16 protein-coding genes are annotated in these 13,534 nt (G+C 65.2%); 5 read left to right on the forward strand and 11 right to left on the reverse strand.

What is annotated here, in order from left to right; translation table 11 throughout:
* Positions 1-487: 487 nt before the first annotated feature.
* The 6 genes from modA to ACTNBU_RS11165 form a co-directional block, all read right to left on the reverse strand.
* Positions 488-1,369, reverse strand: coding sequence for a molybdate ABC transporter substrate-binding protein (modA, locus tag ACTNBU_RS11140; RefSeq protein WP_441034004.1), 882 nt, complete (start codon positions 1,367-1,369; stop codon positions 488-490).
* A gap of 112 nt (positions 1,370-1,481) precedes the next feature.
* The gene (locus ACTNBU_RS11145) at positions 1,482-2,501 is read right to left on the reverse strand and encodes a molybdopterin-binding protein (RefSeq protein WP_441033974.1); all 1,020 of its coding nucleotides are present in this window, start codon (positions 2,499-2,501) and stop codon (positions 1,482-1,484) included.
* Entirely contained in the window at positions 2,498-2,947 is a 450-nt protein-coding gene (locus tag ACTNBU_RS11150; RefSeq protein ID WP_441033976.1) for an MOSC domain-containing protein, read from the reverse strand. Before ACTNBU_RS11150 ends, ACTNBU_RS11145 begins: the two co-directional genes overlap by 4 nt.
* Before the next feature lie 2 nt (positions 2,948-2,949).
* On the reverse strand, positions 2,950-3,429 hold the full coding sequence (gene moaC / locus ACTNBU_RS11155; RefSeq protein ID WP_441033978.1) for a cyclic pyranopterin monophosphate synthase MoaC: 480 nt from the start codon (positions 3,427-3,429) through the stop codon (positions 2,950-2,952).
* Positions 3,430-3,433: 4 nt separating this feature from the next.
* Positions 3,434-4,378, reverse strand: coding sequence for a GTP 3',8-cyclase MoaA (gene moaA / locus ACTNBU_RS11160; RefSeq protein WP_441033980.1), 945 nt, complete (start codon positions 4,376-4,378; stop codon positions 3,434-3,436).
* A 395-nt stretch (positions 4,379-4,773) separates the two neighbouring features.
* Positions 4,774-5,601, reverse strand: coding sequence for a helix-turn-helix domain-containing protein (locus ACTNBU_RS11165; protein WP_441033982.1), 828 nt, complete (start codon positions 5,599-5,601; stop codon positions 4,774-4,776).
* 182 nt (positions 5,602-5,783) lie between these two features.
* Between ACTNBU_RS11165 and yqeC the strand changes: the two genes are divergently transcribed.
* The 3 genes from yqeC to ACTNBU_RS11180 all read left to right on the forward strand — a co-directional run bounded on the left by yqeC (position 5,784) and on the right by ACTNBU_RS11180 (position 7,914).
* Positions 5,784-6,464, forward strand: a complete 681-nt coding sequence (gene yqeC, locus ACTNBU_RS11170) for a selenium cofactor biosynthesis protein YqeC (RefSeq protein WP_441033984.1) — start codon at positions 5,784-5,786, stop codon at positions 6,462-6,464.
* The gene (gene yqeB / locus ACTNBU_RS11175) at positions 6,452-7,267 is read left to right on the forward strand and encodes a selenium-dependent molybdenum cofactor biosynthesis protein YqeB (RefSeq protein ID WP_441033986.1); all 816 of its coding nucleotides are present in this window, start codon (positions 6,452-6,454) and stop codon (positions 7,265-7,267) included. The genes yqeC and yqeB overlap by 13 nt, the downstream gene beginning before the upstream one ends.
* Positions 7,268-7,356: 89 nt before the next feature.
* Positions 7,357-7,914, forward strand: coding sequence for a biotin transporter BioY (locus tag ACTNBU_RS11180; RefSeq protein WP_441033988.1), 558 nt, complete (start codon positions 7,357-7,359; stop codon positions 7,912-7,914).
* 48 nt (positions 7,915-7,962) lie between these two features.
* On the opposite strand, the gene ACTNBU_RS11185 is transcribed toward ACTNBU_RS11180, so the two are convergent.
* From ACTNBU_RS11185 to ACTNBU_RS11200, 4 genes are read right to left on the reverse strand one after another with little or no spacing between them, the layout of a single operon-like run.
* Positions 7,963-8,223 (reverse strand): hypothetical protein, encoded by a 261-nt coding sequence (locus ACTNBU_RS11185; RefSeq protein WP_441033990.1) that lies wholly within the window; start codon positions 8,221-8,223, stop codon positions 7,963-7,965.
* Positions 8,224-8,226: 3 nt separating this feature from the next.
* Positions 8,227-8,361, reverse strand: coding sequence for a hypothetical protein (locus tag ACTNBU_RS11190; RefSeq protein WP_441033992.1), 135 nt, complete (start codon positions 8,359-8,361; stop codon positions 8,227-8,229).
* Between the two features lie 5 nt (positions 8,362-8,366).
* Positions 8,367-8,870, reverse strand: a complete 504-nt coding sequence (locus tag ACTNBU_RS11195) for a GNAT family N-acetyltransferase (protein ID WP_441033994.1) — start codon at positions 8,868-8,870, stop codon at positions 8,367-8,369.
* Positions 8,867-9,436, reverse strand: coding sequence for a helix-turn-helix domain-containing protein (locus ACTNBU_RS11200; RefSeq protein ID WP_441033996.1), 570 nt, complete (start codon positions 9,434-9,436; stop codon positions 8,867-8,869). The genes ACTNBU_RS11195 and ACTNBU_RS11200 overlap by 4 nt, the downstream gene beginning before the upstream one ends.
* Before the next feature lie 502 nt (positions 9,437-9,938).
* Between ACTNBU_RS11200 and epsC the strand changes: the two genes are divergently transcribed.
* Positions 9,939-10,598, forward strand: a complete 660-nt coding sequence (epsC, locus tag ACTNBU_RS11205) for a serine O-acetyltransferase EpsC (RefSeq protein WP_441033998.1) — start codon at positions 9,939-9,941, stop codon at positions 10,596-10,598.
* A 1-nt stretch (position 10,599) separates the two neighbouring features.
* Complete coding sequence (cysS, locus tag ACTNBU_RS11210) at positions 10,600-12,045, forward strand: cysteine--tRNA ligase (RefSeq protein WP_441034000.1); 1,446 nt, start codon at positions 10,600-10,602, stop codon at positions 12,043-12,045.
* A gap of 198 nt (positions 12,046-12,243) precedes the next feature.
* On the opposite strand, the gene pgsA is transcribed toward cysS, so the two are convergent.
* Positions 12,244-12,765: a CDP-diacylglycerol--glycerol-3-phosphate 3-phosphatidyltransferase gene (pgsA, locus tag ACTNBU_RS11215; RefSeq protein WP_441034002.1), complete on the reverse strand. Its 522-nt coding sequence runs from the start codon at positions 12,763-12,765 to the stop codon at positions 12,244-12,246.
* Positions 12,766-13,534: the final 769 nt, after the last annotated feature.

Here is a 13,534-nt window from a genome sequence, read left to right on the forward strand (position 1 = left end):
CAGGTGGTTGCGGGGGATGCCCCCCTTTCGCAAAAGGGGGGCGGGCACGGCCTTTTGGCCGTGGCTGGGGGGTTCCCTGCTCCCGTCCCCCAGGGAGGGTGTTTCCAAAGAGGGGGGACACGCGGGTCCCCCCTCTTTGTGTCGTCGCGGAGGGGTCCAGGGGAACCCCATCGAAAGGGTTCCCCTGGCGCCTCTCTTCCACCGGGCGCGGCGCAGGAGGTGAATTGCCCCGAAGGGGCAAGAGAAGCCCCTCTGGAGGGTTCTCTCCCCGGGGGAGAGAATGGGGGGCGCATCCTGCCGGGAACCGGCACCTCCCGTGCTCACGGAAAAAGGGAAATCCCCCGCGAGGAACCTCGCAAAAAGCCGCCGGGCTTCCCCGGCACCTCCCCGCGCCCCGGAACGGGGCGCCTCACCGCGCCCCCGCGAGGGGGGGAACCCTCAACGCCCCCCGCGAGGGGCCAACAATATGTACCCCGATGATACCATCTTATCCCAGCGGAGTAAAGCCCACGCTCTCAAATACGGCCGCGGCACCGGCGTCGGTGTCCAGATAATCCAGGAACGCCTGGGCCGCGTCGGGGGCCTGACTGCCGGACAGCACCGCCGCGGGATAGATCACCTGGCCGCACATCTCGGCGGTAGCGCCGTCCACCACCGTCAGACCGGCGGAGAAGGCGTCCGTGGCGTAGATGATGCCGCAGTCCACGCTGCCCTCGGACACCTGGGTAGTGACCTCCTTCACGTTGGAGCCGTAGGTCAGCACCGCCGCGGCGTTCAGCTCGTCCTCACTGAGGCCGTAGTAGTCAAAGATCTTCAGCGTATACTGGCCCACCGGCACGTCGCTGTTGCCCATGGCCAGGAACACGTCCCCCGCCTTCAGCCGCTCCGCCAGCTGGTCAAAGCTCTCGATACCGGCGGGATTGCCCTCCGGCACCGCCAGCGTCACCTTGTTCTCCAGCAGGTCGACGCGGCTGTCCGTGACGATCATGTCCAGACCGTCCGGGTTCTTGTCCGCGTTGTCCTTCAGGGTGCCGTCCAGGGCGTTCATCTGGGACTGTCCGGCGGAGATGAACAGGTCGCACTCCGCCCCCTCCTTGATCTGCTTCAGCAGCGTGCCGGAGGAGTCGAAGTTGAAGGTCAGCGTCACGTTGGGGGCCACGGCCTTGTACAGCTCCGCGATCTCGTTCAGGGTCTCTGTCATGGAGGCGGCGGCGAACACCGTCAGCTCCACCGGCTCCGCCTGGGCATCGGAGGCCGCGGCGGAGCCGGCACCGGAAGAGGAGGAAGCGCCGCCGCTGCCGCCGTTGCCGCAGCCAGCCAGGGCAAACGCCATGGTCAGTGAGAGGATCAGAGAGAGCATCTTCTTCATCATACAAAACTCCTTCTTTCCGATTTGTGTCCACCGTGATACTCAAGCAAGAATCACGGTTCTATAAAACCCGCGCCGGGTGGACAGCCGCCCGGCGCGGCATTTTCCGATGTTATTTCCCGAAGGGGCAGACGGGATACCGGCAGGGCTTGCAGCCCAGGCACAGGCCCCCCTCTCCCAGCGCCGCCAGGTCCGCCCTCGTCACCCGGACGCCCGCCGCCAGACGGGGCAGGATCAGGTCGAACACCGTGGCCCCGGCGAACATGACGCAGCCCGGCAGGCCGCACACCGGCGTGCCGTCGTCATAGTACCCCAGCAGGAACATGGCCCCGGGCAGCACCGGCGCGCCGTAGGCCACGATGTCCGCGCCGCTCTTCCGGATACCGCCGGGGGTGTTGTCGTCGGGGTCCACGCTCATGCCGCCGGTGCAGAGGAGAATGTCGGGATGGCGGGCCCGCATGTCCGCGATGGCGGCGGCCACGTTGTCCACGCCGTCGCCGGACTGGGTCTGGGCAATGGTCTCGATGCCGTAGGCCGCCAGCTTCCGGATGACCACCAGCGTGAAGGCGTCCTCGATAAGCCCCTTCTTCACCTCGCCGCCGGTGGTGACCACGGCGGCGGTCTTCAGCTTCCAGGGCAGCAGCTCCAGCAGGGGGGCGTCCCCCGCCGCGGCCTCCGCCGCTTGCAGCTTTTCCTCCTCAATGACCAGCGGGATCACCCGCATTCCCGCCAGCTTGTCCCCCGCCTTCACGGCGGTGTTGCCCTTCCGGGTGGCGATCATCACCTCGTCGCAGGAGTTGACGGCCACCAGACGCCGGGAGTCCACCCGGAACAGTCCGTCCCGGGCGGCGGTGAGCTCGATCTTGCCCTCCTTCACCTCGCCGCGGACCATGTTGTCGTTGATGCACAACCGGCACAGCCGCTCCGCCCCGTCGTTCTCATGGACGATGCCCGGGGTCATCTCCCAGACGTACAGGTTCTCCTTGCCCATGGACAGCAGCACGGGGATGTCCTCCTCCGCCACCACATGGCCCTTCCGGAACCGGGCGCCCTTGAACTGGCCGGGAATGATCTGGGTCAGGTCGTGGCACAGCACATGGCCCACGGCCTCCTCCGTTCTGATGAGCTTCATTGGTCTCCCCTCTTCTCCAGAATTTCGATGTCGTCCCCGGGACGGACGGCGCCCTCCCGGATGACCACGGCGAAGACGCCCTCCGTGGGCATGACGCACTTCCCCACCGCCTTTTTGATGGCGCAGTCGCTGTGGCACTCCTTGCCGATCTGGGTGACCTCCACCTCCGTCTCCCCGACGCGGAGACGGGTCCCCACCGGCAGGCCCTTCAGGTCGATGCCCCGGGTGTTGATGTTCTCCGCGAAGACCCCCGCGTCCAGGGGCACGGGGGACAGCGCCCGCATGGTGTCCACGCTCTCCTCCGCCAGCAGGGAGATCTGCCGGTGCCAGTCCCCGGCGTGGGCGTCTCCCACGATGCCGTGGCGGTATTTTAACTGAATCTCCGGAACGGGGTGCTTGGCCGTCCCCTTCCGCTCGCTGATGTTGACGGATACCACCTGCGCCATGGTCACACCTCCGCGATGTAGTCGCCGCTCTTGCCGCCGGACTTCTCCAGCAGGCGGATGTTCTCGATGACCATGTCCTTCTGGACGGCCTTGCACATGTCGTAGACGGTCAGCGCCGCCGTGCTGACGGCGGTGAGGGCCTCCATCTCCACGCCGGTGACGCCGGTGCAGGTGACCACGGCGCAGATCTCCACCCGGCAGGGGTCCTCCTCCAGCCGGAAGGCGATGTCGATGCCCGTCAGGGGCAGGGGATGGCACATGGGGATCAGCTCCCAGGTGTGCTTCGCCGCCTGGATGCCCGCCACCTGGGCCACTGCCAGCACGTCCCCCTTTTTCAGGGTGCCCTCCCGGATTTTTTGCAGCGTCTCCGGGCTGACCCGGACGGTGCCCGCCGCGGCGGCCCGGCGGTGGGTAACGGCCTTCTCCGTCACGTCCACCATGCGGGCGCGGCCCTGTTCGTTGAAATGGGTGAGTTCCGCCATGGGATTATCCTCCGATCTCGTTCATCCGCCGGGGCGTGTCGCTGGGGCGGTCCGTCAGATGGTGCCGGGGGGGCTTGTGCAAGATCCCCCGGCGGATGGCCGCCTCCAGCTCCGCCCCGTGAAGTCCCCGCAGGGGCAGCTCCTCCGCCGAGTGGAGACAGCTCTTCAATTTGCCGTCCGCCGTCACCCGGACGCGGCGGCACTCCCCGCAGAAGTCATGGCTGACGGGGGAGATCAGTCCCACCGTCCCGGCGGCCCCCGACAGACGGTACAGCCGGGCCACGCCGTCAGCCCGCTCCGGCTCCAGCGCCGGACAGACGTCCAACACCGCGGCGCAGGACAGGAAGCATTCCCGCTCCCATCCGGCGCAGGGGCCCATGGGCATCAGCTCAATGAACCGCACGGACCAGGGATGGGTCCGGGTCAGATCGACGAAATCCGGGATCTCATCGTCGTTGAAGCCGCCGATGAGCACCGTGTCCAGCTTCAATCCCGTAAAGCCCGCCGCCTCGGCGGCGGCGATGCCGTCCAGCACGTCCCGCAGGTTCCCCCGCCGGGTCATGGCGGCGAACCTGTCCGGCCGCAGGGTGTCCAGACTGATGTTCAGCCGGTCCACCCCCACCTCCCGCAGAGGGCCGGCGAAATCTTTCAGAAGGCTGCCGTTGGTGGTGAGGCACAGCTCCTCCAGCCCCGGGATGGCCCGCAGGCGGCGGCACAGCGTCAGAATGCCCCGCCGCACCAGGGGCTCCCCGCCGGTGAGACGAATTTTCCGCACGCCGCAGGCCACGGCGGCCTCGCCGATCTCCGCCAGCTCCTCCAGGGAGAGGATGTCCCCGTGGGGCCGCTTGGGAACGCCCTCCGGCGGCATACAGTAGCGGCACCGGTAGTTGCACAGGTCCGTCACCGACAGCCGCAGATAGTCGATGGTACGCCCGCAGCCGTCCACCATAGCGCCGCGCTCCTTTCGTGATACTCGTTTGAGATGAACGCTTTCATCTGGTATTATTGTACCAGTTCCCCGGGAAATGTCAAGGGAAAGGGCGACCTTTCCGGGGACGGGAGCATGAGGAAGGGGACACCGTACCGGCGTCCCCTCAGCTTGTCGAAAATCCTCTGTTTGAAGGAAAGAAGTTCTTTTTTGCAGGGGGAGTACGAGGGGGCGGGAGCCCCTTCGTATTGAATCGAATGTCTGCAAAAAGCCTGCGTTAGCAGGCGTTTGCGCCGCACAGCGGCAGATTTTCGGACCGCATAGCAGTCCGAAAATCGAGACATTAGTCAGGCTGTCGGAAAAGTCTATGGACTTTTTCGACAGCCTGAGGGGACGCCGTACCGGCGTCCCCTCGGTCATTCCTTCGGTTTTCGCAGGGCGCAGACGGTGGCCGTCAGCAGCACGGCCAACAGCGCCAGCACCAGCAGGTCTCCCGCCCGCAGGAGAAATCGGACGCCCAGGCTGAAATTCACGGTGGGGTCCTGATAGAGCAGCAGGTACAGCCGTTCCTTCAACATGTGCAGAACCGCCAGCAGCACCCAGCCGCCGCCCAAGGCCAGCAGGTTCCGCCGGACGCGCAGGTCGATGCGGACGCGCCGGAAGGAGTGGAAGGTCACAAGGAACATCGCCAGCATGGCGATGAGCTGGACCCAGGCAATGGCCAGCCGCATGTAGTTCTGCTCCGGTGTAAAGGAAAAGGTCCGCAGTGTCAGCTGCCAGGTGATGCCCGTGGCCCAGCGGAGGTACAGCTCCGCCAGAAGATACACCGTCCAGGCGCACCACAGCCCCGCCCGCTTCTTCGCCAGGAAGCAGACGGCGGCGCAGATTCCGAAGGGCAGTGCCAGGGTCAGTCCCTCCAGCGGACCGCCCATGACGGTCAGCAGCAGAAATACCAGAAAGGCCATGCACGTCAGGATGACGGCGGCGATGCGCTGCCCTGTCATCCCCTGTTGGGGCGGCGCGGGAGATGGCTCCGGGATGGGCGGCGTCTCCCCCGTCACCAGCTGATCCAGCGTGACGCCGAACAGGCTTGCCAGCTTCACCAGCTTGTCCAGCTCTGGCACGCTGGCGTCGGTCTCCCACTTGCTGACGGACTGCCGGGACACCCCCAGGGCCTCCGCCAGCTCTCCCTGGGACAGCTTGTTCGCCGTCCGCAGGCGGCAGATGTTGGTTCCAAGACTCATGGCGTGTCCTCCTTTTCGGCTCCAGTATAGCAGACCGGCGGCCCGGAAGTCCACCAAGCGGGCTTGAAATTTTGTCAACCGGCGGTTGCGGGGCCGGAAAACAGCCCCTCCGGACGGGCTTCCTTGACGCTGCCGCCCCGGCGTGTTATTCTATCGGAAGAAGAACGAAGGGAGGGAGCGCCATGGAGCTGGCGGAGCTGCTGGACGTCCGGCCCGGGGTCACGGCGGTGGTGGGCAGCGGCGGCAAGACCACCCTTCTGCGGACCCTGGGGACGGAGCTGGCCCGGTCGGGCCACACGGTGCTGCTGTGCGCCACCACGAAGCTCTTCCCCTTTGACGGCCTGCCCAATCTGATCTCCCCCGCGGAGGACGCGCTGGCGGACGCCCTGTCCCGGCACCGTCTGGTCTGCGCCGGGACGCCGGTGCCCGGCACCGGCAAGCTGACGGCCCCGGACATCCCCATGGCCCGTCTGGCGTCGCTGGCGGAGTACATTCTGGCGGAGGCCGACGGCTCCGCGGGACGGCCCCTGAAGGCCCACGCCCCCTGGGAGCCGGTGATCCCGCCGGAGACGGGACAGACCGTCTGCGTGGTGGGGCTGTCGGGACTGGGACGGCCCATCGAAGAAGCGGCTCACCGGCCGGAGCGGTACGCCCGTCTCGCCGGGGTCTCCCCGGAGACGCCGGTGACGGCGGATATGGCCGCCGCCGTCCTCCGGGCGGAGGGCCCGGGCTGGCGGTTTTTCATCAATCAGGCGGACACGCCGGAGCGCTGGGCATGGGCGCGGGAGCTGGCTTCCCTGCTGCCCGGCGGCGCGGCGGTGGGGTCCTTACAGAAAGGAGCGTATTTCCCATGCTGGTCGTGATCCGAGGCGCCGGTGACATCGCCACCGGCATCGCCCTGCGGCTTTGGCGGGCGGGTATTCAGACCGTCATGACGGACCTCCCCGCCCCCACCGCCATCCGGCGGACGGTGTGCTTCTCCCAGGCCATCGTCCACGGGGAGACGGAAGTGGAGGGCGTCTCCGCCCGCCGGGCGGAGACGGCGGAGGAAGCCCTGTCCCTGCTGGCGGCGGGCATCATCCCGGTGCTGGCGGACCCGGCGGGGACCTGCATCCCCGTGCTGCGTCCCGCCGCGGTGGTGGACGCCATTCTGGCCAAGAAGAACCTGGGGACGGCCATCACCGACGCCCCCGTGGTGGTAGCCGTCGGCCCTGGCTTTACCGCCGGGGTGGACTGCCACGCGGTGGTGGAGACCATGCGGGGCCACACCCTGGGCCGGGTGTACTATCAGGGCAGCGCCCTGCCCAACACCGGCATCCCGGGCCTCATCGGCGGCTTTGCCGGGGAGCGGGTGCTGCGCGCCCCGGCGGACGGCGTGTTCCACCAGCTGCTGGACATCGGCGCCCAGGTGCGGGAGGGCGACGTGGCCGCCACCGTGGACGGCCAGCCCATGGTCTGCACCATCTCCGGCGTGCTGCGGGGCATCCTGGCGGAGGGCACGCCGGTGTTCCAGGGCATGAAGGCCGGAGACGTGGACCCCCGGTGCAAAATCGAACACTGCTACACCGCCTCCGACAAGGCCCTGGCCGTGGGCGGCGGCGTGCTGGAGGCGGTGCTGCACCTCAGCGGCGCTCTGAAGGAAACGGAGTGTCTCTGCTCTCGTTAACTTGTCAACTTTTTGCCTGTAAACAAGTTGACAGGCAGGCGGTTTCATGCTATACTCCCCTCAGTCTGATTCAGAAAGGGAGTCTTTTCATGTCTACCGCAGCCGCTGTCAAGTCCAAATGGTCGGCCAAGGACATGGCCTATGTGGCCATCATGGCCGTTGTCATCGCCATTTGCTCCTGGATTTCCATTCCCACCACCGTGCCCTTCACCCTCCAGACCTTTGCCGTGTTCCTGGCGGTGGGCGTGCTGGGGGGACGCCGGGGCACCTTCGCCGTGCTGGTGTTCATCCTGCTGGGGGCCGTGGGCGTGCCGGTGTTCGCCGGATTCCAGGGCGGCATCGGCGTCCTGCTGGGTACCACCGGCGGATATATCATCGGTTTCCTGCTCTCCGCCCTGCTGTACTGGGCCATGACCCGGGCCCTGGGGGAGAAGACGCCGGTGATGGTGGCCGCCATGGTGCTGGGCCTCATCGTCTGCTACGCCTTCGGCACCGCCTGGTTCATGACCGTCTACGCCCGGAACGCCGGAGCCATCGGCCTGGGCACCGCTCTGGGCTGGTGCGTCTTCCCCTTCGTCATCCCCGATCTGGTGAAGATCGCCCTGGCGGTGGGACTGACCCGGGTGCTGAAGCCCCACGTCCACTGAGATTGCCGGATAAACAGCAAGGACTGCTTCCCCCGGAAGCAGTCCTTCTCAGGCTGTCGAAAAAGTCCATTGGACTTTTTCAACAGCCTTCACAATGCCTCGCTTTTCTGCCCGCGCATCGGGCCGAAAAGCTGCCGCTGCGCGGCGCAAACGCCTGCTGACACAGGCTTTTTGCAGGCATTCGATCCAATACGAGGGGGCTCCCGCCCCCTCGTACTCCCCCTGCAAAAAAGGACTCTTTTCCTTCAGACAGGGTTTTTCGACAAGCTGCAAGGACTGCTTCCCCCGGAAGCAGTCCTTCTTTCGCATGGTTTACTTTTTCCGCTCCGCCTTTTCCTTCAGGTGGGCGTCCACCTGCTTCAAGGCGCGGATGCACACGTACCCCACCGTCAGCAGGATGCCCAGTCCGCCTGCGAAGCTGTCCTTCCTCTCGGTCTTTTTCGGCATGGCTCTCACCTCTCGTCCCCGGTTTTGCCGAACGTCAGGCGCATGTCGTACCAGACCACGCCGCCGTGGACGGACTGGGACACGCCCTCCTTCCGGTAGCCGAATTTCTCATAGTAGTGGATCAGCCGGTCCTTGCAGGTGAGGACGCAGCCCTTCCGGCCCTGGGCTCTGGCGTCGGCGGCGGCCCGCTCCAGCAGCACCCCCGCCAGACCCCGGCGGCGGTACTCCGGCAGGGTGTTGACGCCGAAGATCATCTGCCACGCCCCGTCCTCGTTGTGGAGGGCGGCGTCTTCAAACATCTCGTCCCGCAGCAGCGGCTCATCCGTCACCATGCCGTTGACGAAGCTGACCACCTGCCCGTCCTCCTCCAGCAGCCAGAAGTGGTTGGGATACACCGCCAGACGTTTGGCGAAGGACTCCCGTGTGGCGGCCTCCGCCGGCGGGAAGCAGGCGGCCTCGATGGCCGTCAAAATCTCCAGATCCTCCATGGTCGCGTTGCGGATGTTCATGCCTGTTCCTCCCTGTTCCGATACTGCCACAGCAGATACGCCCGGACGGTGGCGTTGCCCTGGTTCGCCAGCTGCCACTGCTGGTCCGCCGCGAACCGCAGGGCGTCCCGCTCCTGGAGGGTCCAGGTCTCGCCGTCCACCGTCAGGAAGCCGGTGCCGGAGATCATGGTGACGGTGCACAGCGCCCCGGTGACCGACGGCTCCGGCACGTATTTGCCGCTGATGTACACGTCCAGAAAGGCGCTCTCCATGCGGGTGGCCTCCTGATAGGGCATGGAGCGGCGCAGCAGCACCTTGCCGCCGTCCAGACGGGCAGGCTTGTTGTCCAGTTCCCGGCTCAGCAGCGTGGGCTCGAAGGCGTCGCACCGGAGGAACTCCTCCGCCGGGACCTTCAATGCCGCCGCCAGCTTCCCCAATATTGCCACGGAGGGATTGGCCTCCCCCCGCTCGATCTGGCCCAGCATACTGCGGGACACGCCGGCCTCCGCCGCCGTCCGCTCCAGGCTCAGTTTTTGTGTCTTGCGGATGCGTTTGATATTCTCCGCCACCGCGCGGTTCAGTTCCATATGTACAGCGGCCTCCTCCGGCAAATGGGCAAAATATTGTTTCTTTGCATTTCTATAGTAATCGGGTCGGGGGGATTTGTCAAGGCTTGGCAGGCTGCCGCCGGGTGGGGGATTTTGCGGAGGGGGCCCCTCGCGGGGGTGCGGTGGGGCGCCCCCGCAAAAAGCCCCGCCCCCCGCGCAGGGGTGAAAAGTTCCCTCCCCATCTTGACACGCCGGACAAATCCTGCTAATATACTGGGGTAAATCGTATAGCGCGATGAACGGAAAGAGTAACAGTCCACCCAAAGACCAGAGAGGGCGCGTCACCGGCTGAAAGCGTGCCTGCGGCGGGAACTGCGAAGTGCGTCCGGGAGCGCGGGGGATGTGGATGCCCCCCGTCCGGCCCGCGTCAGGGGCTTTTGAGCGATAAATGAGAGTGGAACCGCGAGCGATCGCCTCTCGTACTTCGGTACGGGAGGCGTTTTTATCTCTCTCCCGTCCCACATGAGGAGCTGAATTCTCTATGGCAAAACGCGTCACCCGGCTGGGGGGCCTGCTGGCCGCCTATCAGCGCCGGGACCCCGCAGCCCGCAGCAAGCTGGAGATCTTCCTGCTGTACTCCGGCGTTCACGCGGTGATCTATCACCGCATCGCCCACTGGCTGTATCTGCACCACCGCTACTTCCTGGCCCGCTGGATCTCCCAGCACGCCCGGAAAAAGACCGGCATCGAGATCCATCCCGGCGCCACCATCGGCCACCGGCTGGTCATCGACCACGGCATGGGCATCGTCATCGGCGAGACCACCGAGATCGGCGACGACTGCCTGCTGTACCAGGGCGTCACCCTGGGCGGCACCGGCAAGGACCAGGGCAAGCGCCACCCCACCCTAGGCAATAACGTGCTGGTGGGCTCCGGCGCCAAGGTGCTGGGCCCCTTCAAGGTGGGCGACAACGCCCGCATCGCCGCAGGCGCCGTGGTGCTGGAGGAGGTCCCCCCCAACGCCACCGCCGTGGGCGTCCCCGCCCAGATCGTCCGGGTGGACGGCAAGCCCGTGTACTACGCCGACGACGTGGATCAGATCCACGTGAAGAACCCCGTCCAGGAGCAGCTGGACTATCTGAGCCGCCGCATCGAGGAGCTGGAGGCGTCAGGGAAAAACGAAAAGGAAAGGAACGTCTGACATGTATCTCTACAATTCCGCCACCCATAAAAAAGAGGAGTTCAAAACCCACACCCCCGGCCACGTGGAAATGTATACCTGCGGCCCCACCGTGTACCACTTCGCCCACATCGGCAACCTCCGCAGCTATATCATGGAGGACGTGCTGGAGAAGTACCTGCGCTACGCCGGCTACGACGTGAACCGCGTCATGAACATCACCGACGTGGGCCATCTCACCTCCGACGCCGACGAGGGCGAGGATAAGATGCTCAAGGGCGCCAAGCGGGAGCACAAGTCCGTCATGGAGATCGCCCAGTTCTACACCGACGCCTTCTTCGACGACTGCCGGAAGCTGAACATCAAGCGGCCCGACACCGTCCAGCCCGCCACCGGCTGCATCGACGAGTATATCAAGATCGTCAAAAAGCTGGAGGACACCGGCTACGCCTACTTCGCCGGCGGCAACGTGTATTTCGACACCTCCAAGCTCAGCCGCTACTACGTCTTCAACGACCACAACGAGGAGGATCTGGCCGTGGGCGTCCGGGAGGGCGTGGAGGAGGACACCAACAAGCGCAACAAGAACGACTTCGTGCTGTGGTTCACCAAGTCCAAGTTCGAGGACCAGGCCCTGAAGTGGGATTCCCCCTGGGGCGTGGGCTATCCCGGCTGGCACATTGAGTGCTCCGGCATCTCCATGAAGTACAACGGCGAGTATCTGGACCTCCACTGCGGCGGCGTGGACAACGCCTTCCCCCACCACACCAACGAGATCGCCCAGAGCGAAAGCTATCTGGGCCACGCCTGGTGCCCCCAGTGGTTCCACGTCCACCATCTCAACACCTCCGACGGCAAGATGTCCAAGTCCAAGGGCGAGTTCCTGACCGTCTCCCTGCTGGAGGAGAAGGGCTACGATCCCCTGGCCTACCGGTTCTTCTGCCTCCAGAGCCACTACCGCAAGGCCCTGGTGTTCACCTGGGAGAATCTGGACAACGCCCAGGGCGCCTACAACAAGCTGCTGAAGAAGATCGCCGCCCTGAAGCCGGAGGACGGCCCCGTGGATCAGGCGGTGTTCCAGCAGTACAAGGAGAAGTTCCTCCAGCAGATGGGCAACGACCTGAACACCTCCATGGGCGTGACGGCCCTGTACGACGCCCTGAAGGCCCCCGCCAACGACGCCACCCGTCTGGCCCTCATCGGGGACTTTGACAGCGTGCTGTCCCTGAGCCTGCTGGACAAGGCGGCGGAGCTGCGGCAGAAGGCGGCGGCCCAGAGCGCCCAGACCGCCGGCGGCTACACCGTCACCGGCGAGGGCGACCCGGCCATCGACGCGCTGGTGCTGGCCCGTGGCGAGGCCAAGAAGGCGAAGAACTTCGCCGAGGCGGACCGCATCCGGGATGAGTTGAAGGCCCAGGGCATCGAGATCACCGACGTCCCCGGCGGCGCCAGTTGGAAGCGGGTGTAAGACACATTGATAAAAAGAGACCGGAGCCATGCGGCTCCGGTCTCTTTTTTTGTCGCTCCTCATACTGGAATCCATTAAAAATAAGACATTTGTCTTATTTTTATAGCGCCAACGGCGCGTTGGATTCTTATGATACGCGCCGGCGCGCGAAGCGTGGCGGCTCCCATTAAAATATCCTATTTTAATGGGAAAATAGGATCACATGGAGGCGATGACCTCTTTGTTCTTGGCGAAATACTCCACGCCGGAGTACAGGGTGGTCAGGACGATGACCCAGACGCAGAGGGTGTCCAGCAGCTGGATCTGCACCAGGAACATCAGCACGATGCAGGCCATGGTGGAGGCGGTCTTCACCTTGCCGGACCAGCCGGCGGCGATGACCTTCCCCTTGTCGGCGGCCAGCATCCGCAGTCCGCTGACGGCGAACTCCCGGCAGATGACGATCAGCAGCGCCCAGGCGGGCATCCGGCCCGTCTCCACGAACCACAGCATGGCCGCCGTCACCAGCATTTTGTCCGCCAGCGGGTCGGCGAACTTGCCGAAGTCCGTCACCAGATTCCGGGCCCGGGCGATCTTGCCGTCCAGCAGGTCCGTCAGGCTGGCGATGATGAAAATGGCCAGCGCCACGTAGCCCGCGCCCGGGAAGCCCCAGTACAGGACCACCATGAACACGGGGATCAGTAAAATGCGCAGAAGGGTCAGTTTATTGGGAAGATTCATGTTGTTTCTCCTTTTGAAGGTTTCTCCTTGGACGGTACTTTGTTCGTGGGGACGTGGGTTTTTCCCCCTCGCGGGGAGACTGGGGTGCGCCCCGCCCCGGGGCGCGGGGGTGGTGCGGCGAAGGCCGCAGGCTTGCGGCTCCGCCGCGGGGCAGGACCTTTCCCCGTGAGACGGGGGTGCCGGGGAAGCCCGGCGGCTTCAAAACCTTTCCCCGTGAGACGGGGTGCCGGGGAAGCCCGGCGGCTTCAAAACCCCCTTTCTCTTTTTCCGTGGAAAAAGAGAAAGCGCTTTTTGATGGTGTCAAGAGAAAAAGGCTTGGCGGCGGCATTTCAGGCTCCGCCTGAAATGCCTTTTCCCGCCTGTTACGGGGGTTTTGGTCTGGTGGCGGTCGATGGCTTGGACCACTCAACCGCATATGGCAGTTGCAAAAGTTGGGGGCGCTTCCGGATACCCTCTGCTTCTCTTTTGCTGCCGCAGTCTGGTGGTTGCGGAAGATTGGAAATGTAGGCGGAACGCCTCTGCGAATGCCGGGGTGCGGCAGCGAAAAGAGGACGGCGGTGCATCCGGGCGGGACCCGGAGTTCCGATGATGTCAAGGGCTGATACAGGAGGCACAGCCCACAAGTCTACGCCGGGCCAAAACCCCCGTAATAGGCGCTGCGAGCGTTCCGGGCGAAGCCCGGAATGCCGCCGCCTAAGCCTTTTTCTCTTACACCATCAAAAGGCGCATTCTCTTTTTCCTCTCCAGGAAAAAGAGAATGGGGGTTTTG

The organism is Dysosmobacter sp. HCP28S3_G4 (genome assembly GCF_052065175.1).
Taxonomy (GTDB): domain Bacteria; phylum Bacillota; class Clostridia; order Oscillospirales; family Oscillospiraceae; genus Oscillibacter.

Bases quoted from the DNA above. Each gene is read 5' to 3' on its own strand.
- modA (WP_441034004.1), bottom strand. From the start codon at position 1,369: ATGAAGAAGATGCTCTCTCTGATCCTCTCACTGACCATGGCGTTTGCC.
- moaC (WP_441033978.1), bottom strand. From the start codon at position 3,429: ATGGCGGAACTCACCCATTTCAACGAACAGGGCCGCGCCCGCATGGTG.
- ACTNBU_RS11145 (WP_441033974.1), bottom strand. From the start codon at position 2,501: ATGAAGCTCATCAGAACGGAGGAGGCCGTGGGCCATGTGCTGTGCCAC.
- ACTNBU_RS11190 (WP_441033992.1), bottom strand. From the start codon at position 8,361: ATGCCGAAAAAGACCGAGAGGAAGGACAGCTTCGCAGGCGGACTGGGC.
- ACTNBU_RS11185 (WP_441033990.1), bottom strand. From the start codon at position 8,223: ATGCGAAAGAAGGACTGCTTCCGGGGGAAGCAGTCCTTGCAGCTTGTC.
- ACTNBU_RS11180 (WP_441033988.1), top strand. From the start codon at position 7,357: ATGTCTACCGCAGCCGCTGTCAAGTCCAAATGGTCGGCCAAGGACATG.
- epsC (WP_441033998.1), top strand. From the start codon at position 9,939: ATGGCAAAACGCGTCACCCGGCTGGGGGGCCTGCTGGCCGCCTATCAG.
- cysS (WP_441034000.1), top strand. From the start codon at position 10,600: ATGTATCTCTACAATTCCGCCACCCATAAAAAAGAGGAGTTCAAAACC.
- ACTNBU_RS11150 (WP_441033976.1), bottom strand. From the start codon at position 2,947: ATGGCGCAGGTGGTATCCGTCAACATCAGCGAGCGGAAGGGGACGGCC.
- pgsA (WP_441034002.1), bottom strand. From the start codon at position 12,765: ATGAATCTTCCCAATAAACTGACCCTTCTGCGCATTTTACTGATCCCC.
- ACTNBU_RS11195 (WP_441033994.1), bottom strand. From the start codon at position 8,870: ATGAACATCCGCAACGCGACCATGGAGGATCTGGAGATTTTGACGGCC.
- yqeB (WP_441033986.1), top strand. From the start codon at position 6,452: ATGCTGGTCGTGATCCGAGGCGCCGGTGACATCGCCACCGGCATCGCC.
- ACTNBU_RS11200 (WP_441033996.1), bottom strand. From the start codon at position 9,436: ATGGAACTGAACCGCGCGGTGGCGGAGAATATCAAACGCATCCGCAAG.
- moaA (WP_441033980.1), bottom strand. From the start codon at position 4,378: ATGGTGGACGGCTGCGGGCGTACCATCGACTATCTGCGGCTGTCGGTG.
- yqeC (WP_441033984.1), top strand. From the start codon at position 5,784: ATGGAGCTGGCGGAGCTGCTGGACGTCCGGCCCGGGGTCACGGCGGTG.
- ACTNBU_RS11165 (WP_441033982.1), bottom strand. From the start codon at position 5,601: ATGAGTCTTGGAACCAACATCTGCCGCCTGCGGACGGCGAACAAGCTG.